The organism is Neisseria sp. RH3002v2g (assembly GCF_014596425.2).
Taxonomy (GTDB): Bacteria; Pseudomonadota; Gammaproteobacteria; order Burkholderiales; family Neisseriaceae; genus Neisseria.
This window is the reverse complement of the sequence record NZ_CP110721.1, coordinates 729,155-751,822: the sequence shown is the minus strand read 5'-3', so window position 1 is coordinate 751,822 and position 22,668 is coordinate 729,155. Positions and strand designations below refer to the sequence as shown.

At 43.6% G+C, this 22,668-nt stretch carries 16 protein-coding genes and 4 pseudogenes; 14 read left to right on the top strand and 6 right to left on the bottom strand.

Annotated features, from left to right (window positions below; genetic code table 11):
• Positions 1–24: 24 nt before the first annotated feature.
• From BBP27_RS03620 to BBP27_RS03600, 5 genes and pseudogenes are all read left to right on the top strand, one after another.
• Positions 25–1,719, top strand: a pseudogene (locus BBP27_RS03620) (RHS repeat-associated core domain-containing protein); the annotation flags it as partial.
• 13 nt (positions 1,720–1,732) lie between these two features.
• Positions 1,733–2,389 (top strand): hypothetical protein, encoded by a 657-nt coding sequence (locus BBP27_RS03615; protein WP_070849153.1) that lies wholly within the window; start codon positions 1,733–1,735, stop codon positions 2,387–2,389.
• Between the two features lie 82 nt (positions 2,390–2,471).
• A pseudogene (locus BBP27_RS03610) lies at positions 2,472–4,289 on the top strand (RHS repeat-associated core domain-containing protein); the annotation flags it as partial.
• A gap of 12 nt (positions 4,290–4,301) precedes the next feature.
• Complete coding sequence (locus tag BBP27_RS03605) at positions 4,302–4,625, top strand: hypothetical protein (protein WP_188211731.1); 324 nt, start codon at positions 4,302–4,304, stop codon at positions 4,623–4,625.
• A 549-nt stretch (positions 4,626–5,174) separates the two neighbouring features.
• On the top strand, positions 5,175–5,657 hold the full coding sequence (locus BBP27_RS03600; RefSeq protein ID WP_188211730.1) for an Imm26 family immunity protein: 483 nt from the start codon (positions 5,175–5,177) through the stop codon (positions 5,655–5,657).
• Positions 5,658–6,363: 706 nt separating this feature from the next.
• Here the strand turns inward: BBP27_RS03600 and BBP27_RS03595 are convergent.
• Positions 6,364–7,143 carry an SDR family NAD(P)-dependent oxidoreductase gene (locus tag BBP27_RS03595; protein ID WP_188211729.1) on the bottom strand — a complete coding sequence of 260 codons (780 nt, stop codon included), beginning with the start codon at positions 7,141–7,143 and terminating at the stop codon, positions 6,364–6,366.
• A gap of 85 nt (positions 7,144–7,228) precedes the next feature.
• Here BBP27_RS03595 and BBP27_RS03590 point away from each other — a divergent pair, with 85 nt between their 5' ends.
• Complete coding sequence (locus tag BBP27_RS03590; protein ID WP_188211728.1) at positions 7,229–8,101, top strand: helix-turn-helix domain-containing protein; 873 nt, start codon at positions 7,229–7,231, stop codon at positions 8,099–8,101.
• 105 nt (positions 8,102–8,206) lie between these two features.
• On the opposite strand, the gene BBP27_RS03585 is transcribed toward BBP27_RS03590, so the two are convergent.
• Entirely contained in the window at positions 8,207–9,112 is a 906-nt protein-coding gene (locus BBP27_RS03585) for a LysR family transcriptional regulator (protein ID WP_188211727.1), read from the bottom strand.
• Positions 9,113–9,260: 148 nt separating this feature from the next.
• On the opposite strand from BBP27_RS03585, the gene BBP27_RS03580 reads away from it, so the two are divergent.
• The 3 genes and pseudogenes from BBP27_RS03580 (at position 9,261) to BBP27_RS03565 (ending at position 11,006) form a co-directional block, all read left to right on the top strand.
• Complete coding sequence (locus BBP27_RS03580; protein WP_188211726.1) at positions 9,261–9,821, top strand: NAD(P)H-dependent oxidoreductase; 561 nt, start codon at positions 9,261–9,263, stop codon at positions 9,819–9,821.
• Between the two features lie 36 nt (positions 9,822–9,857).
• Positions 9,858–10,157 carry a YciI family protein gene (locus tag BBP27_RS03575; protein ID WP_188211725.1) on the top strand — a complete coding sequence of 100 codons (300 nt, stop codon included), beginning with the start codon at positions 9,858–9,860 and terminating at the stop codon, positions 10,155–10,157.
• Between the two features lie 103 nt (positions 10,158–10,260).
• Positions 10,261–11,006, top strand: a pseudogene (locus tag BBP27_RS03565) (SDR family NAD(P)-dependent oxidoreductase).
• 135 nt (positions 11,007–11,141) lie between these two features.
• On the opposite strand, the gene BBP27_RS03560 reads toward BBP27_RS03565, so the two are convergent.
• Entirely contained in the window at positions 11,142–11,720 is a 579-nt protein-coding gene (locus BBP27_RS03560) for an NAD(P)H-dependent oxidoreductase (protein WP_188211724.1), read from the bottom strand.
• A 109-nt stretch (positions 11,721–11,829) separates the two neighbouring features.
• Here BBP27_RS03560 and yafC point away from each other — a divergent pair.
• A pseudogene (gene yafC, locus BBP27_RS03555) lies at positions 11,830–12,750 on the top strand (DNA-binding transcriptional regulator YafC).
• A gap of 5 nt (positions 12,751–12,755) precedes the next feature.
• Here the strand turns inward: yafC and BBP27_RS03550 are convergent.
• Positions 12,756–13,109 (bottom strand): LysR substrate-binding domain-containing protein, encoded by a 354-nt coding sequence (locus tag BBP27_RS03550; RefSeq protein WP_223168923.1) that lies wholly within the window; start codon positions 13,107–13,109, stop codon positions 12,756–12,758.
• 562 nt (positions 13,110–13,671) lie between these two features.
• On the bottom strand, positions 13,672–14,457 hold the full coding sequence (ygiD, locus tag BBP27_RS03545; protein ID WP_188211740.1) for a 4,5-DOPA-extradiol-dioxygenase: 786 nt from the start codon (positions 14,455–14,457) through the stop codon (positions 13,672–13,674).
• A 341-nt stretch (positions 14,458–14,798) separates the two neighbouring features.
• Here ygiD and BBP27_RS03540 point away from each other — a divergent pair, with 341 nt between their 5' ends.
• The 4 genes from BBP27_RS03540 to BBP27_RS03525 all read left to right on the top strand — a co-directional run bounded on the left by BBP27_RS03540 (position 14,799) and on the right by BBP27_RS03525 (position 21,787).
• Entirely contained in the window at positions 14,799–17,414 is a 2,616-nt protein-coding gene (locus BBP27_RS03540; protein WP_188211723.1) for a type I restriction-modification system subunit M, read from the top strand.
• Between the two features lie 9 nt (positions 17,415–17,423).
• Positions 17,424–18,098 (top strand): restriction endonuclease subunit S, encoded by a 675-nt coding sequence (locus BBP27_RS03535; protein ID WP_223168917.1) that lies wholly within the window; start codon positions 17,424–17,426, stop codon positions 18,096–18,098.
• A gap of 12 nt (positions 18,099–18,110) precedes the next feature.
• Entirely contained in the window at positions 18,111–18,599 is a 489-nt protein-coding gene (locus BBP27_RS03530; RefSeq protein WP_223168916.1) for a restriction endonuclease subunit S, read from the top strand.
• 68 nt (positions 18,600–18,667) lie between these two features.
• Positions 18,668–21,787: a type I restriction endonuclease subunit R gene (locus BBP27_RS03525; protein WP_188211722.1), complete on the top strand. Its 3,120-nt coding sequence runs from the start codon at positions 18,668–18,670 to the stop codon at positions 21,785–21,787.
• Positions 21,788–21,866: 79 nt separating this feature from the next.
• Here BBP27_RS03525 and mobA read toward each other — a convergent pair whose 3' ends face one another.
• Complete coding sequence (gene mobA, locus BBP27_RS03520; protein WP_188211721.1) at positions 21,867–22,448, bottom strand: molybdenum cofactor guanylyltransferase MobA; 582 nt, start codon at positions 22,446–22,448, stop codon at positions 21,867–21,869.
• Positions 22,449–22,668: the final 220 nt, after the last annotated feature.

Sequence of the window (22,668 nt, the reverse complement as noted above, 5' to 3'; positions counted from 1 at the left end):
TCAGACGACCTTTCCCTAAACGTCATCCGCTACCACTACGACTTCAACGGCAACCGCACCGCCACCGTCCTGCCCGACGGCAGACAGATCAACTACCTGTATTACGGCAGCGGCCACCTGCACCAAATCAGCCTTGACGACGAAGTCATCACCGACATCGAACGCGACAAACTGCACCGCGAAATCTACCGCACACAGGGTAAGCTCGCCAGCCGTTACGAACTTGACCCCTTAGGTCGTCTGAAAAGGCAAATCGCCACCCTCAACGACCTGACGGAAGGCGGCAAAGGCAAAACCAAAGTAGCGGCGGGTTATGGCCAAACCGCCGTCAAACGCAGCTACGGCTACGACCGCACCAGCAACCTGACCCACAGCACCGACCAGCGGACTGGGACGACCCGGTTCGAGTACGACAAACTGGGCAGGATTACCCAAGCGGGCAGCGAACGGTTCGCCTTCGACCCCGCGCACAATATCCTTTCAGACGACCTCAATGCCGTCCCCGACAACCGCCTGAAAACCTACAACGGCACGACCTATTACTACGACGACCTCGGCAACCTGATCCACCGAGAACTGGCCGACGGCGAAGTACAGAACTACTTCTACGACCTGCATGACCAACTGGTTAAAGCGGAAATCTTCAAAAAAGACGGCAGCAAAGAAACTTGGCTCTACACCTACGACGCCTTGGGCAGAAGGATAGGCAAAGGCCGTCTGAAAAACGAAGAAGCTTCAGACGGCCTCGAAGGGGAAACCGGATTCGTCTGGGACGGCAGCCACCTCTTGCAGGAAGTCCACCCGGACGGCAGATATACCTATCTCTACACCGACCCGGATTCCTACGAACCCTTGGCACAGGTCCGCAACCACACCAATGCCGAAGGCGAAAGCAAACAGGAAATCCACTACTTCCACTGCGACCAAATCGGCATCCCGCGTGAGATGACCGATAAAGACGGCAACCTGGTTTGGTTTGGCAACTATACCGGCTGGGGCAAACTGAAGAGTGAAACCAACATATCCGGAACTGCTCACCAACCCTTCCGCCTGCAAAACCAGTATTGCGACCGTGAGATGGGGCTGCATTACAACTTCTTCAGGTACTATGAGCCGGAATGTGGAAGATTCATCAATCAGGATCCGATTGGGTTGTTGGGTGGGGAGAATATATATAGATTTGGTAATTCAATACAAAGCTGGATAGATCCTTTAGGATTGGATGGTTTTCAACTACTTCGAGATTATGGAAATTCTCCAGGTGTTCAAGCTGAATATCATAAAGCACTAGCAGCAGCCATGGCAAATCATCCAAAAACTCTACCAGCCTCTTCACACACATTAAGTATAGTTGCAGAAGGACAAGGGGTTGCAGGAGGTAGCGGTCGTTTATCTGTGATACACAATAATTTTCCAGACGGAACAACAGGTAAATGTTTAGCAGCGACTATCTGTGGAGAAACAGGAGCTGCAGAACGTTTAACGTTAGGGGGAGAATACTCATATAGCGCAAGCAACGTTTCTACTGGGTGGTCAAATTCAACATGCGTCAATGGTAGTGTAGCGACCCCAGTAGGTGGAGCTGGAGGTGGTGTATGTACTTCAGATCCTACTCGTGGGCAAGCTGCAAGTAATACCTTTAATGCAAATATTTTATTTGGTGGCGGTGGCGGTGCTAGTTTAGGTAGATGTACAACATATTCATTGTGTAATAAATAAAGGAGTAAACTTAATGATTCATTCGTGTATAAAGAAAGTAATATACTTAACATTATTTTTAATATCAATAGTTTCTTGCTACCCTACAGATAACAATCTAGATGAAAAATCATTAATTAAAAATAAGAAGTATGCATTCTTGACAAATGTCGCTCACCCCTCTCAAAAAGAAGTTGCCCCATTTGGATTAACTATAGGCAAGATTACTGTTAATGAGGCGCTATCCAAATATCCTCAATTAATAAAGGCAGATAGTTCTTACATTAGTTATGGAAAAAAAGAAATACCAATGCCAAACACATACGCATTACCTGTTTCTGATAATCTAACGGCGTTTTTACAGTTTGATGAATCAACTAATATCCTACAGAATGTTTTAATTTTCGGACTAAAGAGCGTAGATTTCGACATAATAAAACAAGAATTTAAGAATATATACTCTCCTTATGAAGAATATAATCCATCTGAATTTGAAGCTTTTTCTAGAGGAGAAACCACCTTTGAAGATCAAAAAAAGTTTTTGGAAAAACATAAAAATGAAATAGCCCTATTTAAAGACAACGGCGTTATCATTATTTTAGGAAAATCTATAAACAGCGATGAAGTAGTTATTTTTTATAGAAATACAAGCTATCTTCCAGTTTTAAAAAATAAAGCAGAAGCTTATTAACTAATCGTAGATCGTATCAAGACCGAATAAAACCGCGAAGTTATCTGAAATTAATCTTCAGACGACCTTTCCCTATACGCTTACCTTTACCTGCTTCGACTACAACGGAAACGGCCAAATCATCGGCCAGCACCAATGGAAAGTACCGACTAAGGAAGAGAACGCCCGAAACGGATTGCCCGAAACCGACTGGCGCGATGCGCAGTACGATATGCTGTATCTGCCCGTTACCGAAACCGTCCGCTACCACTACGACTTCAACGGCAACCGTACCGCCACCGTCCTGCCCGACGGCAGACAGATCAACTACCTGTATTACGGCAGCGGCCATCTGCACCAAATCAGCCTCGACGACGAAGTCGTCTCCGACATCGAACGCGATCGGCTGCACCGCGAAATCTACCGCACCCAGGGTAAACTCGCCAGCCGTTACGAACTCGATCCCTTAGGCCGTCTGAAAAGGCAAATCGCCGCACTTAACGACGAGCTGACGCAGACCGAGACAGCTAAAAATGCAGTAACATCGGCTTATGCCGTCAAACGCAGCTACGGCTACGACCGTACCGGCAACCTGACCCACAGTACCGACCAACGGACGGGAACGACCCGGTTCGAATACGACAAACTGGGCCGGATTACCAAAGCCGGAAACGAGCTGTTCGCCTTCGACCCCGCGCACAATATCCTGTCCGATCACAACAGCCCTACCGTCCCCGACAACCGCCTGAAAACCTACAACGGCAACAGCTATTACTACGACCACTTCGGCAACCTGATCCACCGAGAACTGGCCGACGGCGAAGTACAGAACTATTTCTACGATCTGCATGACCAACTGGTTAAAGCGGAAATCTTCAAAAAAGACGGCAGCAAAGAGACTTGGGCCTACACCTACGATGCCTTGGGCAGAAGGATAGGCAAAGGCCGTCTGAAAAACGAAGAAGTTTCAGACGGCCTCGAAGAAGAAACCCGCTTCGTTTGGGACGGCAGTCATCTGCTGCAGGAAGTCCAACCGGACGGCAGATATACCTATATCTACACCGATCCCGACAGCTACGAACCTTTGGCACAGGTACGCAACTGGACCAACGAAGACGGAGAAAGCCACCAACAAATTCACTACTTCCACTGCGATCAAATCGGCATCCCGCGTGAGATGACCGATAAAGACGGCAACCTGGTTTGGTTTGGCGATTATTACGGCTGGGGCAAACTGAAGAACGAAACCAACATATCCGGAACTGCTCACCAACCCTTCCGCCTGCAAAACCAGTATTGCGACCGTGAGACGGGGCTGCACTATAACTTTTATCGGTATTACGAGCCGAATTTGGGCAGGTTTATCAACCAGGACCCGATTAGATTGTGGGGTGGGGAGAATTTGTATGCTTTTGCGCCGAATACTCAAGGATGGGTTGACCCATTAGGATTATGGGCTTTTATTCCCGCATTACTCTCCGGCTTATTAGTTGCTGGAAGAGTAGCGATAAGTCTCTTATCTAAAGTAGGAAAGATAGGATATAAAGCTGCTAAACAATGTGTTGGAAAATGCAAAAACTTAGGTAAACCTAAATCCCCTGATAAACTCTTAAAAAATGGTAAAGTAGATCATAAGGATATTCAGGCATGGGCTAAGAAACAAAATTTGCAAAATCAATGGAAATCAGACCCTCAAAAATTCCCTAAAGGTGGATTTAAATATAATGATGGTACTTATTCCGTTCATGGGCATGGTGCAAATCCCGCAGCACAGGTGAAATTTCCCACATCCAATGCTGCTCAAGGACCAACCGTCAGAATTACAGGACCCAAAGGATCATTGAGAACTGATGGTAAATGGGGACCATTTAAATCTGATCCTAATGGAGCTCATATACCTTTAAAAAATTCACCATACTAACTAGGAAGTCATATGAATTCTATTTTCAAACTAAATGAGAAATTAGAAAACTTACCTTCTATTTTAAGTATTGAAGATGAGTTATTTTTTATTAAAAGATTACAAAAGTTACCTATTGAGGAAATTATAAAAAATAAAGAAATATTTAAAAGAATTATCTCAGCTGTCCAAGACTCCCATCAAGACAATGGGATATTTGAAATAACAGATGAGAACATCAATATTTTCTTTGAATTTGTTATCTGGATTAGAAATTTAAAAAAACTATATAACCTTGATTTTGAAAAATATATAGATGGGTTAGATACAAATTTTGATGGTTCTCAACAAATTTGATCCTCAAATGAAAAAACTATACAGCAAGCCGTAACCCGCACATAGGGTTCATTCCTCAAGGCACACACGCGGTCTCTTGTTCAAATGACTTATCAGTTTGTCTGAAAAAACTTTTCAGACAAACTGAGCAAGCAGTAGCTCGCATAAAACCTCCAATCCCGACGTAGGAGTGTGTAGCAAACCAGAATCAGAGAAAACTGACCCCTGCTATTGTCCACCAGGTACTTGTGGAATTGTTTATCTGAGGACACATCCTAAAACTGGCGAAAAATATGTAGGGCAAGCCAAATCCTCAATAAGATATTTTGCCAGGCAAAGAGAACATAATAGAGCATTCAGAGTAACTCACAGGTTTACCTTACTTGGGCAAACTAAATCTGGTCAATGTCTAGACCGATTGGAAGAAGATCACATTAGATTACAAGGCGGTATCAAGAGTCGAGGAGGACCTTTGGCCAATAAACGTCATCAGATGTCTGAACCTCGCTACCGTGCAGCAGGTGGAAAAATTCCCATGCCTTATTGAATTACAGAAAGGAACTTTAAAAAATGGCAAGAAAAAAACAGAAATGGCAGGTAGGCGATTATTTTGGCATTCCCATAGAAGATGATTTTTTAGCTGTTGGACAGATTCTTGGAAAATATGATTGGATAGGTGTAGCCTGCTTAATTACCAAAATGAAAATTTCCTCAAAAAATCTTCCTTTATATGAAGATATAAAAATAGATAAAAATGATATTATTACTGCTATGTTTATTACTGAAGAATCGTTAGATAAAGGATTCTGGCCAATTATTCAACAAGGTATAGTAAATAAAAATATACTGAAACAATATTTTCCTAATATTGACTTAATTGAACAAGGAAATATTATTGGTATTAATACCGAAGGTTCAGCTATTATTGATGATTTTATTAAAGCTTATTTTAGTCTAGCACCTTGGGATGACTGGCATGACCCAGAATACCTTGATAAACTTCTTATTTCTCCCGACAAAAAACCTGAAAATCTCATCTATAAGAACAAATAATCTATTCCAACTCAAAGCTTGTCCTGAAAGTAAAATGCTTCGTACTCTTTGAAAAGCCTTCACGTAGCTTTCCAAATCTCGGTGTTAACGATGGCTTTATTTTGATTTCAGTTTGAGCAAGTTTTTTTAAGATCGATCGTATTAGTTGACTCAAGTCACAAGGAAGGTTCAGCTTTTTTGGTATAAACCCTCCGGGTACGACTGAAGTGGAAGCCTTAAGAAAATGTTAAGAGCGAAGAAATTTACAATGTCTAAATTCTAACAGACAGGAGGCCGTCTGATATTCAGATGGCCTTTACATTATAAATCAGCTATATGCTATGAGTTGAAGGTACCTAGTATCGTAATAAGCCCTACTCTACTACTCAATAATTAAGTGGTAGAGTTACAGCCAAATTTCTCTTAAAACCTATTGATTTGATACTAAAAATTGGAGTACTATGAACACACTCTCTGGAGTACCATTAATTCTCATTTGACATATAGGGACAATAAGCGGAATTTGTAGAAGAATAGGGAAAAGGAAATTAATTTATATTATGTTAAATTAATAATAGTGATATTTAATCCTAACTTACCAATCTAATTTGTATTTTTTAATTTTTTATTCCTAGTCTCTACCAAAGAATATATTTGCCGCTTTCTTATAATTCAAAAAAGCCGATTGAACTTCATCCTTCAAACGGCTTTTAATCTATACGTTAGACTATTTTCGCTTTTCCATTGCTATGCGCGATATTTTCAATACAATTTTGCGCGGCAGAAGCGGTATTACCCAATCGGACGCAAATTTCAATTTGGCTTCGTTGAATGCAACCAACTCGCCGCTTTGCATAGCCTGATAGCCGTATTCGGCAACGGATTTGGCAGATTTGGCATTTTTCCACGCATCAACATCCTGTAAATCACCTGCCTGTACAAATCCCGTGGCAACGGCTCCGAGGCAAAGCACGGTTACGGTGATGCCGAACTCGCGCACTTCCTCGGCAATAGCTTGGCTAAATGACGTTACATAGGCTTTGCTGGCGTAATACACCGCTTGTAAAGGACCGGGCAGAAACGATGCGGTAGAAGATACATTGAGAATTTTCCCCGAGCGGCGTTGCACCATGCCTTGAAGGTAGAGATGGGTCAGCTCCGTCAGGCTGGTGATATTGAGCTGAATCATCTGCGTGTCTTTTGCCAAATCACGCTCAAAAAAGCGTCCATGACCGCCGATTCCTGCATTGTTCATCAAAATATCAACTGTAATGCCCAAACGTTCGGTTTCGGCAAAAATTTCTGTTGCAGCATTCGACTGCGCCAAGTCCTTGGCAATGACGGCAACTTTAACACCGTATTGATGGCGTAATTCATCTGCCAAGGCGTTTAATTTGTCTGCACTTCGCGCCACCAACACCAAATCACCGCCTTGTTTAGCGTGGATTTTTGCCAATTCTAAACCAATACCGTTTGATGCGCCTGTAATCAATGCTGTTTGAGCCATGTTTCTTTTCCTGTTGTGTTAAAAATCAATAGAAGGTATTATCCGGTGAAATAAACCAGATAAAAAGGCAATAACGGGCATATTTATGGCAAAAATCGGAAATTATGCTGAAATTACACAAATCATTCGGACAGAGTTGGAAATTTGTCTATTCAGCGAATTTTGGCAAAGCCAGCACCCTGATGACGAACAGGCGCGCACCCAGTTAGGCAGCCAACACCGCTTTGACCAATATATTTGGCTATGGGTAACCGAGGGCGAATGTCGGCATCTTTTGGATTTTGAACAGATAGTGCAAAAGACAGGAGAATGGCTGCTGATACGTCCCAATCAGGTACACCATTTTTTATCTATGCAGGGCTGGGATGGCTGGGGATTGTCCTTTCCTGCCGAACTTCTGCCTACGCATTTGACTCAAGAATGGCAAAACCTTCCCTATCGCCAAATGGTCAATGCATCACACGCAGAATTGCTGCTGCCTACCTTGACGCAACTCAAACGTTGCCGATATGCCGACTGGCAAAACAACAATGCCCAACCTTTGATTCAAGCGCAATTACAGGCTTTTCTCACGCTGCTGATTACGCTCTACGCGCAAAACACGCAGCCTGAAGATAAACAAAACCTGCGTTGGCAACAATTCAACCGATTGTTGGAACAGCATTTTTCTACGCAACACCAAGTCGGTTTTTATGCGGCTCAACTGGCGTGCAGCGAAAAAACGCTGGGGACGCTCTGCCTTGCCCAAAGCGGACTGTCTGCCAAAACCGTCATCACTGACCGCCTGCTGCTGGAAGCCAAACGTTTATTGATTCATACGCCGCAATCCGTCAAACAAATCGCCTTGCAACTGGGTTTTGAGGAAGCCACGCACTTCAATAAATTTTTTAAGAAACAACAACACATCACACCAAAATTATTTCGGAAAAATTATTTGGCAACCTATGGTACAACTTAAATGAAGATTTGATGAAAAAGGCCGTCTTAAATGATCGTTTCAGACGGCCTTTTTTATGGCAAAGAGCGGTCAAATTTCAAAGCATTTTTAATTTGCCCGCCTGTTTTATCCAAACTCAGCGGTTTTCTCCAACAAAAACTCAATTACAGCCTGCACTTTTTTCGCTCGTTGACTGTGTTGCAAATAATAAAGATAAACTGGTGGATACTGTCGCCAATGTTTTTGCAGCACGGGGATGAAATCTGCTTGGTCTGGTTGTTGTTGCATATTATGGGTAAAAATTCTACCTATTCCCAAACCTTGGCGGGTGGCATCTAGTAACACTTCCGGATCGTTACAAAGCAACGGCGTATCCATTTCTATGGCGATATCTTGACCATTTTGTGTGATAACCATAGGCTCGATTTTGTTGGATGAGATAAAACGATAGCCGATAAGTTTATGAGCTGACAAATCTCTAGGCGTTTTGGGTATGCCATGTTGTTTTACATAGCTTTGGCTGATGTACAAGCCTTCTTTCACTTCATTTACCAACTTACGTGCAACCATCCCTTCATCCAATTGATTGCCGAAGCGAATACCCAAATCGATGCCATCCTCAATCAGGTGCGAAAGTCCGTCATTAAGTGAAATTTCTAATTGAATTTGTGGATAGCGTTGATGAAATTCTCTCAAATGTGGTCGCAATAGTAATTGATACATCACTCGCGCCATGGTAATCCGCACGGTGCCGCTCACTTGCTCACCAAAATTCTGCACTTCTTCAAATGCTTGGTGCAACGTTGCCATAGCTTGCTCGGTACGTTCCAGTAGCTGCCTACCTGCATCTGTCAATTGAATATTACGCGTTGTGCGGTGGAACAGCGGCACACCGATTTTCTGTTCCAGCAGTTTCAAAGACTGGCTCGCCGAAGGCACCGCAATTTCCAATTTGCGTGCTGCTGCTGAAATACTGCCTTCTTGGGCGATAGTCTGAAAGACGTTAAGCTGTCCGTAGAATGAATTGTCCATTGTTAGATTATACCTAATAGTGATTTAGTGATTATGCGTCTAATCATAACAATTTTTCTACGTATAATACACCTCATCAACAAGCGGTAAGGTTTCTTACCAATTTTACAAAATCATTATCCCAGTATCTATAAAGAGGTAAAACAACATGAAAAACGTATTAATTGTTTCAGGTCATCCTGAGTTGAACACATCTATTGCTAACCAAACCATTTTGAGCGAAGTGGCACAAGCTTTGCCTGAGGCTGAAATCCGCCGTTTGGATACGCTTTATCCTGATTACAAATTCGATATTGCAGCCGAACAGGCAGCCCTTTTAAAGGCCGATGTCATCGTATTCCAATTTCCCTTTTCATGGTACTCCATGCCTGGCCTGATGAAATTGTGGCTTGACCAAGTATTCCTGCACGGCTTCTCGCACGGCAGCAAAGGCAAGCTGGGTGGCAAAAAACTGATTTTGTCGTTCACGACAGGCGCACCTGTAGCCGCTTATCAAAAAGACGGCGTAATGAAACACACTATTGATGACTATATTCCCCAATTTGAAACCACTGCAACGTTGTGCGGACTGGACTTTCAAGAGCCTATTTACACTAACGGCATCAGTTACACCGCCCGTAACGATGAAGCCACAATTAACGCCCAACGTGAACTTGCCAAAGATCACGCTGCCCGCTTAATCGCCAACATCAAAGCAGTTGCCGCTTAATTGATAACGTGTCGTCTAATTATTTAAGGAAATTCTATGTACATCATCAACATCACCGTAAACGCCGACCTGCCCGTCGAGAAGCACGAAAAAATGTTTGTCGAACACACCGAATGGTTCAAAAAACATTTCGAAGCAGGCAAATTTCTGATGCTAGGCCCTTACACCGACACCGATGCACACGCCGGCGTGATTTTCGCCCACACCGACAGCCGCGAAGAATTGCAGTCGATTTTGGAAGAAGACTGCTACTACCCCAATTTTGCAAAATACGAAATCCGCGAATTTGCACCTAAATTGATTTCTACCAAATTGCCCGAGTTAGCAGGCAAATAAAGCAAAGGCCGTCTGAAAAACTTTTGGGCGGTTTTCAACCAGCATTTTATTTCAGGCAGACATCAAAGCTACTGCCCCTATCCTAAATATCAAGGAGACTATTATGCAAACACTCAACAACCAAACCGCACTCGTAACCGGCGCAGGCAGCGGCATCGGTCAGGACATCGCCGTCAAACTGGCACAAATGGGCACGAACGTGGTCATCACCGGCCGCAAGGAAGCCCCGCTCAAAGAAACCGCCGCGCTGCACGGCAATATTTCCTACATCGTCGCCGATGTGGGCAAAACCGAAGACGTAAGCCGCGTTCTAGTGAAATAAAACAAAAATTCAACCGCTTGGACATCATGGTGAACAATGCTGGCATGGCGCCGGTAACGCCGATTGCCAAACAGACGCTGGCCGAATTTGACACGGTGTTCAACATCAACGTGCGCGCTGTGGTGGATTTGACTACGCAGGCTCTGCCGCTCTTAAAAGAAAGCAAAGGCAGCATTGTCAATATTGGCTCTGCCGTTGCCAACCAGCCCTTGCCGAATATGTCGGTTTACTCCGCCAGCAAAGCCGCGCTGAAAACGCTGACGTTTGTCTGGGCGAAGGAACTCGCCAAAGACGGCATCCGCGTGAACAACATCGCCGTCGGCCCGATTGAAACGCCGATTTACGAAAAAACCGAACTCTCCGCCGAAGAAGCACAAGCACACAAAGACCGTGTAACCTCGCTTGTACCACTAGGACATTTTGGCCAACCTAAAGACATTTCCGCCATCGTTGCACTTCTGGTTTCCGACGAAGGCAGCTTCATCACTGGCGCGGATATTGCCGTGGATGGTGGATTTGGTATTTAAAAAATAATTCAGGTTGTCTATAAAGGCTATAGGAATAAAAGGTGTAGGCAAAAAAGATTTGAGCATATGGAAATTGATGAAAGAAAAATAAAAAGGTGAGCCAAAATGCTCACCTTCTAAACTAATATTTTGCAATTAACCGAATACTTTTTCTAAATGTGCTTGGTAGTCTGCCAAGTATTGTTCAACTTGCGGATTTTTAATCACATCGTTACATAAGAATGTCGGCAGGCGAGTCAAGCCGATGAACTCGTTGAGTTTGTGGAAGTGCATATACAACGTATCTACGCCTTTTCCTTCGAAGAAGTCGCCTTCGCGGGTGAACGCTTCAATCGGCGCATTCCAAGTAAGTGAAAGCATGTGTTTTTTGCCTTGTAACAAACCGCCTGTGCCGTAGCCTTCGGTTGGATTGACACGATGGCGGCCATCACTATGGTAAAGCTTGCCGTGTCCGGCGGTTAATACTTCGTCTATGTATTTTTTCACTGTCCAAGGTTCGTGCATCCACCAGCCTGGCATTTGCCAAATCACGGCATCCATCCACAAGAATTTTTCGATTTCTGCCTCAACATCGTAACCAGCATCAATCACAGTTTCTTTTACATTGTGTCCAATTGCGGTCAAAATTTCTTTCGCTTTTTTGTGAAGTGTGTGGTTCAACTCACCATGTGAATGTCCGAAATCTTTACCACCATCCAATAATAAAATATTCATCTTTTGCTCCTAAAACAATAACCCAAAGAGAGCTTTATTATGCTATTTTACTTTATACTTAAAAAGTGCAAAAATAAAAAAACTCTTTTGCGTTAAACAGAATAATAAAATGAAAACAACTTCTGAAGAATTAACGGTATTTGTACAAGTAGTCGAAAATGGCAGTTTCAGCCGAGCAGCCAAGCAGCTAGCAATGGCAAATTCTGCAGTAAGCCGTGTGGTGAAAAGGCTAGAAGAAAAATTAGGCGTGAACCTAATCAACCGTACCACGCGACAGCTAAGACTCACAGAAGAAGGTTCGCAATATTTTCGCCGAGTGCAGAAAATTCTGCAAGATATGGCTGCAGCTGAAGCTGAAATGTTGGCAGTGCACGAAGTACCACAAGGCGTACTACGTGTAGATTCTGCCATGCCGATGGTGTTGCATCTGCTTGTGCCACTGTCAGCAAAATTCAATGAACGCTATCCGCATATCCAACTTTCACTAGCCTCTTCCGAAGGCTATATCAATCTGATTGAACGCAAAGTCGATATTGCCTTACGAGCCGGAGAATTGGATGATTCTGGGCTGCGTGCACGTCATTTGTTTGATAGCCACTTCCGCGTAGTTGCCAGTCCAGAATACTTGGCAAAACACGGTTTGCCACAATCAACTGAAGATCTTGCCAACCATCAATGCTTAGGTTTCACTGAGCCTACATCTCTAAATATATGGGAGGTTTGAGATGCTCAAGGAAATCCCTATAAAATTTCACCGCACTTTACCGCCAACAGTGGTGAAATCTTACGATCATTGTGCCTTTCAGGTTGTGGTATTGCTTGCTTATCAGATTTTTTGGTAGACAATGACATCACTGAAGGAAAATTAATTCCCTTACTAACTGAACAAACCTCCAATAAAACGCTCCCCTTCAATGCTGTTTATTACAGCGATAAAGCCGTCAATCTTCGCTTACGCGTATTTTTAGATTTTTTGGTGGAGGAACTGGGGAAAAAATATGAGCAGAATGAATACAAAATAGGACATTAAGTAGCTTATTTTCCATCATCAACCAAACAAGCCTTTTCAATCAGTTCCCTTACCCAACAATACGCAGGATCTTTATGTGTCCTTTCATGCCAAATCAATGTTTTGGTGAAACCTTTAATTTTAAGGGGCGGTTCAAAGCGTTTGAGATTGTCTAAATGGGTAATCAAGCGTTCAGGCACGACTACCAATAAATCGCTTTGCTCCAGCAATTCAGGCAAGACAATAAAGTTTTGCACCGACAGGCTGACATTTCTTTGTAGCCCCATGGCTTGCAAGGCTTGGTCGGTAACACTGCTGAAGCAGCCGCCATGATAGGAAATCAAGGCTTGCTCTAACTGGCAAAACTCCTCAAGGGTCAGTTGGGATTGTCGGATTAAACTGTGGCGGCTGTAACAACTGCTCTACTTCATTCAGTACCTTTTTCACTTGCGGAGCAAGTTCCAATGTCCGATTGGTTATTAGCAACGACTCTATTCCTTCTGAAACGCAAAGATTGTCGGCTGATTATGTTGCACGAACCGTTCAGAATAGTGAAACACGCAGCCTATGGCTTTGTGGTAGTCGTAGCTTTACAAACAGTATTGCAGGAAATCTTGAGACATGCTCATTGCATCAAGAGCTGTTTGAATTCTGCTAAATGAATCTCACCTACAAACTTTTAAGTTTTAAATAGTAAAGCATTAAGGCCGTCTGAAAGATTTTCAGATGGCCTTTTTTCTTTTTCAAAGATTAGAGAAATTTCAAAGAGTTTTTATAAATCATCTTCAAAACCCAACACTTGTTCTATCCTAATCATTTATATTCAAAAATTACAAGCTCAATCTCATCCTCGCCAATATAGATCGCAGCTTTTATATGGACACAAAATGCCGTCTGGAACAATATCGCGCATTTACAAAAAAGGATGGATTTTTTTCCTTTTTACCCCACTAAAACCGACGTCATGCTGAGTGAACCTGCAATCAGCTTGTCATTGAAAAACGTAACCTGATCTTGCGGTTCGCGTAATGCCATGATGTACAGCAAGGGCAAGTAATGATCCGGCGTTGGTACAGAAAGCTCGGCCTTTTTGCCTAGCTGCTCATAATGCACCAAGGTTTCATTATCTTGTGCCGTAATCGCCTGATTGACCGTTTCACGAAAAGCAAACGCCCAGTCATACCCGGCACCGATTTGATCAATATGTTCCCAGCTTATTGCCCTCAGATTATGCACAATGTTGCCACTGCCGATAATCAGCACGCCTTGTTCGCGCAAAGCAGCTAATTTTTTCGCTAAATTGAAATGCCATTCTGCCGACTGCAAACGGTTAAGGCTCAGTTGTACCACAGGAATATCGGCATCGGGATAGAGAAATTTCAACACCGCCCATGTCCCATGATCAAAACCACGCGTTGGATTCAGCTCGACATTTTCCGGCTGTAATAATGACTTCACTTGCTCCGCCAACTCAGGCGAACCGGGCGCAGGATATTGCACTTGACTGAGTTCTTCAGGAAAGCCGTAGAAATCGTAAATCATTTCAGGATATTTGCCAGACGTAACCTGCAAACGGCTGCTGTACCAATGCGCTGAAATCATCAAAATCGCTTTTGGTTTGGCAAACTTTTGCGTAATTAGGCTGAAATTCTGATTGAACGGGTTTTCTTTATCTAAGGCATTCATCGGGCTGCCATGCCCGACAAACAATACAGGCATTTTTTTCATCATTGTCTCCTTAAAATATCTGATGAGGCGGATTGTACGGATAAATGATTAAGCAATAAATCTCAATTTACGAACAGCATACTTTCCAAATAGGAAATGATAAAATATTCTCTGGCTTTGCTAAAAAATTAAAATCAAAATGCCGTCTGAAAGTTAAGTTTCAGACGGCCTTTGTGTAATGTGAGCTTTCCTACCATTTTTTATTGCATCGATGAATCATACTCCCTCTACAATGCAAATTATGTAAACACTGTGTTGATGGTTTATTATAGCTAAGCCTGCACCTAGGCAATCATACATATCGCAATATGTATAAAATCAAAAACCAACAAGAGAAAAAAATGAATAAACAACAACTTGCAGCCAAAATTTGGCAATCTGCGAATAAAATGCGTTCCAAAATTGAAGCGAACGAGTACAAAGACTACATCTTAGGCTTTATTTTTTACAAATTTTTGTCCGACAAACTGGAGAAATTTGCCCTTGAACAAGGCTTAGAAAAATCAAATTTTGCCGATGAGCTTACCGAATCTAACGGCGAGCTTGTCAACCATATCAAAAGAAACCTTGGCTATTTCATCAGCTACGAACATCTATTCTCAACCTGGTTAGCCCAAGGCTCGGATTTCAATATTGCCAACGTCCGCACTGCAATGAGCGCTTTCAGCCGCAATATTGCAGAAAACTACATCTCAGTTTTTGACGGTATTTTCAAAACATTAGAATCAGGCTTAAGTAAATTGGGCGATACCGCCACCAGCCAAACCAATGCAGTGAAAGACCTTTTTGTACTGATTGCCGATATACCGATGGACGGCAAACAAGGCTATGACGTATTGGGCTTTATTTATGAATACCTGATTAGCATGTTTGCTGCCAACGCAGGCAAAAAAGCGGGCGAATTTTATACGCCGCACGAAGTATCTTTGCTGATGTCTGAAATCATTGCCGACCATCTCAAAGACCGTGAAGAAATCAGCATTTACGACCCGACCAGCGGCTCAGGTTCATTGCTGATCAACATCGGCCATAGCGTTGCCAAACATCTCAAAAGCACGGACAGCATCAAATATTACGCCCAAGAATTAAAAGAAAACACTTACAACCTCACGCGCATGAATTTGGTCATGCGCGGTATTTTGCCGAGCAATATTTTCACCCGCAATGCCGATACCTTGGAAGACGACTGGCCGCTGGAAGGCGATCCGCTGTATCTGGATGCCGTAGTGTCCAATCCGCCCTATTCCCAGCCATGGAATCCCAAAGACAAAGAAAGCGACATCCGCTACAAACGCTTTGGCGTTGCCCCGCAGGCAAAAGCCGATTTTGCCTTTTTATTGCACGACCTCTTCCACCTAAAACCCGACGGCATCATGACCATCGTCTTGCCGCATGGCGTGCTTTTTAGGGGCGGAGAAGAAGAGAAAATCCGAAAAAATCTGATTGAATACAATCATATCGATGCCATTATCGGTCTGCCTGCCAATATCTTTTTTGGTACGGGCATTCCCACCATCATCGTCGTTTTACGCCAAGAGCGCGAACGTAACGACGTGTTGATGATTGACGCCTCCAAGCATTTCATCAAAGTGGGCAAAAACAACCATTTACAGGCAAGCGACATCAAGCGCATTGTCGACTGCGTGACCCATCGCCGGGAATTGCCTAAATTCTCCCGCATTGTGCCGAAAGCCGAAATTGTGGCAAACGGCTACAACCTCAACATTCCACGCTATGTCGATTCTGCGGAGTCGGCGGAGCAATGGGATATTTTCGCCACCATGCACGGCGGCATTCCCAAAGCCGAGCTGGCACAATTTGCAGACTACTGGACAGCCTTTGACGGTTTACAGACGGCCTTGTTTACCGATAACGGTACACCTTATGTGCAGCCGAAAACCGACAATCTCAAAGCCGCCATGCAAAGCCACGCCGGCGTGCTGAATTACCAAACGCAATTTGCCCAAAACTTTGCCGATTTCCCCGCCCGCTTGGAAACCCTGCTAATTGAGCCGATGGAAACGCTCAATATCTCCCAAACCCAGCAACAACTTGCCGAACTCATTCGGGAAAAAGTTCAGGCAATGCCCTTATTGGATTTTTATACCGCCTATCAAAAACTCGATGACCTATGGCGTGCCGATGCGGCAGGCATTGCCGCCGATTTAGAGATGATTCAAACCGAAGGCAAAAAGGCAATTAAGCAGGTTGATCCTTTTATGGTGCTGAAAAAAGATAGCAAAACCAAAAAAGAAGCCGAAGTACAAGATGGCTGGGTGGGGCATATTCTGCCGTTTGAATTGGTGCAAGTCGTCAAATTGCCGCAGGAATTGGCAAACCTAAAAGCCAAAGAAAGCCGCTTGGCAGAAATCGCCGCCGAGATGCAAAGCATTTTGGAAAACCTGAGCGAAGAAGAAAAAGCCTGTCCTGCCGTCAATGATGAAGGCGACGGCTTTATCAATACCGAAATTCCCAAAGCCTTGCAACAAGAATTGGAAGCCGACGGAGTGGCGATTGCCAAAAAAGCCGACTTAAGCAAAGCCATCGACAAACACACTTTTGCCGAAGAAAGCCTAGGCGCAAAATTGCAGGCTGCCTATAAACTGCTTGCCGAAGAAAAAACGCTCAAGGCGGAACTCAAAACCCAATCCACCGAGCTTCACAGCAAAACCAAAGCCGCCATTGAAGCCCTGGATGATGCCGAAGCCCTCGCTTTGCTCCGCCAAAAATGGTTTGTTCCGCTCAATGCGGCGATGCGCAGGCTGCCTGAAAACATGCTGGCGCAATTCAGCCAAAGACTGACCGCACTTTGCGACAAATATGCCGACACCTATCAGCATATCAGTCAACGCAAACAAGAAAGCGCCGCCGCACTGGCGCAAATGATGGACGAACTCACCGGCAGCGACTTTGATTTGCAGGGCATTGCCGCATGGCGGGCGATTTTGAAAGGCTAAGGGGACAAAATGGATAAGCAACAAGAGCCACGTTTGCGGTTTAAGGGGTTTACGGCGGCGTGGAAAGAGAAGACCTTAAATGATGTGAGCGAAGTTTTTGAATATGGGTTAAATGCTCAAGCTGTAAATTTTGATGGCGTACATAAATACATTCGAATTACTGATATTGATGATGACTCAAGACAATTCTTGCAAGAAAATGTAACTAGCCCTGATGTAGATTTTTCAAAAGCAGATAACTATAAGCTGCAAAAAGGTGATTTATTATTTGCCCGAACTGGTGCTAGTGTTGGGAAAAGCTATCTTTATAATGAAAATGACGGTCTAGTTTATTTTGCTGGCTTTTTAATTCGTGCGAAATTAAAAAAAGAATTTGATGCTCAATTTATTTTTCAAAATACATTAACGAATCACTTTAATAGATTTGTTACCTTAACTTCCCAAAGAAGTGGACAGCCTGGTATTAACTCAAAAGAATATAGTGAATTTGAATTTTTAGCCCCATCACTCCCCGAACAAACCCACCTCGGTTTGTTTTTCCGTCGCTTAGACAGCCAAATCGCCGAGAGCCGTGCGATGTTAGAAAAAAGCCGTCAGCTTAAAAAGGCAATGCTGGCAAAAATGTTCCCCGCAAACGGTGAAAAAATACCGAAAATCCGCTTTAAAGGGTTTGAGGGGGAGTAGGAATCTAGGAAGTTGGGAAAGTTATGTACGATTACTACTGGTAAATTAGATGCAAATGCCATGACTGAAAATGGGAGATATGATTTTTTTACATCTGGAATAAAAAAATACAAGATTGACTATTACGCTTTTATTGGTCCTGCAATCACGATTGCAGGAAATGGAGCAACCATTGGCTATATGCATTATGCTGATGGATACTTCAATGCTTATCAAAGGACATATGTTTTAACAGGTATTCAGGCAAATAGGAATTTTATATTTTCTGAAATAAACCAAAAACTACAAAATAAAATTAAACAAGAATCTAGAGCTGGCAATATCCCTTATATAGTACTTGATATGCTAACAGAGCTATCGATTGACATTCCAACTATAGAAGAACAAACCGCCATAGGTAATTTCTTCCGCCAATTAGACGAAACCATTGCCTTACAGTCGGTAGAGGTCGAAAAATTAAACCAACTCAAAAAAGGGCTGTTGGCGGCGATGTTGGTGTAAGGCGGGCGTTCCTGCCCATGACTGAGGCCGTCTGAAAAATTGTGGTAGCGCCCTTACGGAGAAAAAGAATGTTTAATAAAGAAGCTGATTTTGAAAACGCACTGATTGCCTTGCTTGCCACCAAAAGCTGGGAAAAGGAAGTGTTGCGCTATCCCACAGAAGAAGAGTTGATTGCCAACTGGCAGGCGCATTTGAATAAAACCAACCAACATATCGACAAGCTCGATGTGCCGTTGATTCGCTCGGAAATGAACCAGATTTTGGAGCAGGTGCAGGCATTAAAAACGCCTTATGCGCTAAACGGCTTTATCAATGGCAAAACGGTGGCAATCAAGCGTGAAAATGAGGAAAGCCGTCATTTCGGCAAGGAAGTGTCGCTGGATATTTTCGACCGTGAGGAAATTTCTGCCGGCAAAAGCCGCTATCAAATTGCCCAGCAGCCCCAATTTACTCCTCGTTCGGATTTATACCCTAAGCAGCGAGGCGATTTGATGTTGTTAATCAACGGTATGCCGATGTTTCATATTGAGCTGAAACGCTCTGGCGTACCCATCAGCCAAGCAACCAATCAAATTGAGCGATACCATAAGGCAGGCGCGTTTTCGGGTATTTTTAGTCTGGTGCAGGTGTTTGTGGCGATGACGCCGGAAGAATGCCGCTATTTTGCCAATACCGGCGGTCCATTAAATCCTGCGTTTTACTTCCGTTGGGCGGATTTCAATAATGTGTATATGAACGATTGGGACAAGGTGGTGACGCATTTCCTCTCGATTCCGATGGCGCACCAGTTTATCGGCGATTACACCATTGCCGATGCGAAAGACGAGCAGCTGAAAGTGTTGCGCAGCTATCAGTATTATGCGGTCAACAAAATTGCCGACACGGTGGCAAAGACAGATTGGACTTCGGGCAATCAGCGTGGCGGCTATATTTGGCATACCACCGGCTCGGGCAAAACGATGTCGAGTTTTAAATCGGCGCAGTTAATCAGTCGCCGCAAAGATGCGGATAAGGTGATTTTCTTGCTCGACCGTATTGAGCTGGGCAAGCAATCGCTGGAGGAATATCAGAATTTTGCCGATAGTAAAGATGATGTGCAGGCAACGGAAAACACCGCCATTTTGCTCGCCAAGCTGAAAAGCAAACAAGACCGCGACCGCTTAATCGTTACCTCCATTCAAAAAATGAGTAATATCAAGGCGGAAGAAGGGGTAAATGAGGCTGACATCGAGCAAATCAGTGGTAAACGTTTGGTGTTTATCGTTGATGAAGCCCACCGTACTACTTTTGGCGATATGTTGCTCACCATTAAGCACACCTTCCCCAATGCGCTTTTCTTCGGCTTTACCGGCACGCCGATTGAAGAAGAAAACGCTAAGAAAAATTCAACCACTGCCACGGTTTTCGGTAATGAATTGCACCGCTATTCGATTGCAGACGGCATTCGCGATGAAAATGTGCTGGGCTTTCATCCCTTCCATATCCGCACCTTTAAAGACAGCGATTTACGCAGAGCCGTCGCTTTGCAAGAAGCCAAAGCAAAAGATGAAAACGAAGTATTTGCCGATGATCAAAAGAAAAAAATCTACAATCAATTTATGAACGATGTGCCGATGGCGGGTGAATATACTTCAGACGGGAAATATCAAAAAGGCATTGAAGATTATGTGCCGAATGCGCAGTATGAAGCGGAGGAACACGTTAATGCCGTCATAGACGATATGCTGGAAAATTGGCAACGCCTCAGCCAAGGCAAAAAATATCATGCCATTTTTGCCACCAGCTCTATTCCCGAAGCGGTCAATTATTATCGCTTAATTAAAGCCAAAATTGCTGAGAAAGTCAGAATTGCTGAGGAAGTCGGAAATTTTGAGGAAGCCAAAAATGCCGAGCTGAAACTGACCGCCCTTTTCGATCCGAATATTCTTAACGATGGGCAAGGCAACGACAAGGAAGTATGGATTGCCGAAATTTTGGAAGATTACAATGCCCGGTTCGGCACAAGTTTCGGCTACGCCACTTATTCCCGATTTAAAACGGATTTGTCGGATAGGTTGTCGCATATCAATGCGTATAAGAGAATCAAGCCCGACGAGCAGCTGGATTTGTTGATTGTGGTCGATCAGATGCTGACAGGCTTCGACAGCAAATGGCTCAATACGCTCTATTTAGACAAAATTTTGGATTACGCCAACTTGATTCAGGCGTTTTCCCGTACTAACCGCTTATGCGACAAAACCGATAAGCCTTTTGGTTTAATCCGCTATTACCGCAAGCCGCATACGATGCAACGCAATATTGAGCGAGCCGTAAAACTTTATTCGGGCGACCGTCCTATGGGGCTGTTTGTCGATAATTTAGATAAGGTTATCGACAAAATGAATGTCTGCTTTGCCGATATTGCCGATATTTTCAAATGGGCAGGATTAGAAGATTTTTCAAAAAACCCTGATGATACAACCTCATGTGCGAAGTTTGTCAAATTATTCAATCAGCTCAATGAGCACTTACAAGCTGCTCGGCTCTTGGGCTTTTCTTGGGGAAAATTGAGCTATGACGTGGTACAGGAAGACGACAGCGTGATCACTGCCACACTCAATTTCGATCAAGAAACCTACGATAAACTGTTGGCTCGTTATAAAGATTTGTTTAAAGAAAGTTCAGACAATGGTGGCGGTAGCGATGATGTGCCATTTGATTTGCGTTCGCACATCAACGAAATCGAAACCGATAAAATTGATCAAAATTATATGAATGCCCGTTTTGAAAAATGGCTTAAAACCATCGGCGGCATAGAAGAAGCTGCTGCACTTGAGGAGCTACACCACTCTTTTGCCACGCTTTCTAAAGAAGATCAAAAATTTGCTGAGTTGTTTTTACACGATGTGCAATCCGGCGATATCAAGCTTGATCCAAATTTAGCATTAAGTGATTACATCACCACGTACAAACAAAAAGATGCCAATGATAAGGTGCTAAAAGTGATTAAAGGTTTAGGGCTAGATGGAGATTTGCTACGTGCACTGTTGGCAAGAAAATATACCAGCGAAAATTTGGACTTAGGCAGACTAAATGACCTAAAAGCTACAGTCGATAGGGAAAAAGCCAAAGTTTATTTTAACGAAGAACGTATATTTTATTTAAATATACGGATTGATGAATTTCTAAGGGAACTAATTACAAGATAGTTATTACCTATTAAAAGATATTAAATAATCATCAATTTAGCATATCTCTACCTGAACATTAGTCCCCTTACCTACCCAACTACAAAGGCTGAGCCAAATCGTTTTCCGTGTTGTAGCTGATAAAATCCTGCTCATGAGGGAAAGGAACGACCCGTGCGCGTTGCTGCTGCAACCAGCCGCGTATGCTGCGCATTCCTGAACAAAGGTATGGCACGGTACTTTGTAGGATTTGCGGACGGATAAACATCACGCTGTAATGCGGTCTGGCCGGGGTTTCAACGTAAAATGCATTGCACAACGGCGTGCGTTTGGCGATGGTCTCAAACTGGGAAACCAAGTTTTCAGGCAGGCGGGGCATATCGCAGGAGACGATAAGCAGCCAGTCTGCAGTAGCAATTTGCAAATCGTTGGCGGCGGTACACAAGGCGGCTAAAGGGCCGTAATGTTGCCATTGGCGCGCATCGGAGAAAACGTGCGCGCTGCGTTGGGCGTAGGATTCGAGATTGCGGTTGGCACTGATGGCGATATGGCTGACTTGCGGGCGGATTTTTTCGATAACGTGGTCTATCAAGGCTTTGTTGTGCCATTGCACCAACCCTTTATCGACACCTCCCATCCGGCTTCCCTGCCCGCCGGCCAATATCAGTGCAAAAATTTTCATTTTGGTAGTCCTTTGCAAAGCAGAGTGTGTAAGTTTTATTCGCGATGTTGTAGAAGAAGTTTTAAGGCTTCAGGCCGTCTGAAACCTGGTTTTGTGATTTAATTCACTTAAGATGAATTTTATCATAACATGATTTTACATTAAACCCCTGTTTTTTCTTATCATAACCATACAATTATTTTAGACAGGTTGTTTATAGGCCAAAAGAATGATATTTTTA